Source organism: Bacteroides sp. 519 (assembly GCF_010500955.1).
Taxonomy (GTDB): Bacteria; Bacteroidota; Bacteroidia; order Bacteroidales; family Bacteroidaceae; genus Bacteroides.
On sequence record NZ_QVMJ01000066.1, the window covers coordinates 1 to 1,484 of the forward strand.

1 pseudogene is annotated in these 1,484 nt (G+C 43.7%); it reads left to right on the top strand.

Annotation, left to right across the window (positions count from 1 at the left end):
- Positions 1-110 precede the first annotated feature (110 nt).
- A pseudogene (locus D0T85_RS21910) lies at positions 111-1,388 on the top strand (DNA methylase); the annotation flags it as partial.
- Positions 1,389-1,484: the final 96 nt, after the last annotated feature.

The following is a 1,484-nucleotide window of genomic DNA, read 5'->3' on the forward strand; positions in this document are numbered from 1 at the left end:
GTGCTGTCAATTATCCCAACTTTTTCCTGAAAGCAACTCATTATAAGGCGTTCTAATAAAAAGTTGGGATAATGAAAAGTTTTGGATAACAATCGTTATCAAAACGTTTTGATAACAACTGGGATGCAATCATTTTAACACACGAACAGTTTGGTATGATACCCCAGTCACCCGAAATTCAGCAACGGATATTACAGGCGGAACTCGATAGCGTAGAAGAAAATCTGGAAGTGTTACGGGCACAAGGAAAGGAGATTTCCCGTGCTATGGAAAAAGGTTTAGTTAAAAGACAATTAAACCTTGAAGCCAAATTGGAAAATATAACCTACCAGATTGAGAACCGCAAGGATGACACCGTAGATTTCCGTCTTATGGGTATCGACCACTTGTATGTTGATGAGAGCCACCGATTCAAGAACCTGACCTTTACAACCCGACACGACAGGGTTGCAGGTCTGGGTAATGCCGAAGGCTCACAACGTGCCTTGAATATGCTTTTTGCCCTGCGTACCATTCAGGACAGGACGGGAAAAGATTTGGGAGCCACTTTTCTTTCAGGCACAACCATTTCCAACAGTTTGACAGAGTTATACTTGCTTTTCAAGTATCTCCGGCCGAACGAACTGGAACGACAGGGTATTAATACATTCGATGCGTGGGCGGCAATCTTCGCCAAAAAGTCGATAGACTACGAATTTTCGGTAACGAATGAAATTGTGCAAAAAGAACGCTTTCGGTATTTTATCAAAGTACCCGAATTGGCAGCTTTTTATGCCGAAATAACAGACTATCGTTCTGCGGAGGATATTGGTATCGACCGCCCTGTAAAGAATGAAATTCTGCATAATATTCCACCAACACCCGACCAACAGGAGTTTATACAAAAGTTGGTAGAGTTCGCCAAAACAGGTAAAGGTGAAATATTAGGACGTGCGCCATTATCGGAAAGCGAAGAAAAAGCAAAAATGCTTATCGCTACCGATTACGCGCGAAAGATGTCCCTCGATATGCGACTGATTGATCCAGTTAAATATGGCGACCATGTGGACAACAAGGCTTCCCATGTGGCTAAAATGGTATCAGACTACTACACAAAATTCAAAGACCACAAAGCAACCCAGTTCGTTTTCTCCGATTTAGGCACTTACAAACCCGGAGAATGGAACCCATGCTCCGAGATAAAGCGTAAACTGGTGGATGACTATGGAATCCCGGCTCACGAAATACGCTTTATTCAGGAAGCCAAAACGGATAAGGCTCGTAAAACCATGATTAAGGATATGAACGAGGGTAAAATCCGTGTATTGTTCGGCTCTACCGAAATGTTGGGAACCGGAGTAAACGCCCAGAAACGATGCGTTGCAATCCACCATTTAGATGCGCCTTGGGTGCGACACGAAGTCGCGTAAATGATTGTTTGAAGTTCCGCTCCACGAGTTGGAATGGAACGCTTGAACCTGCTGTTCCGTCAGCAGTAGCCTACA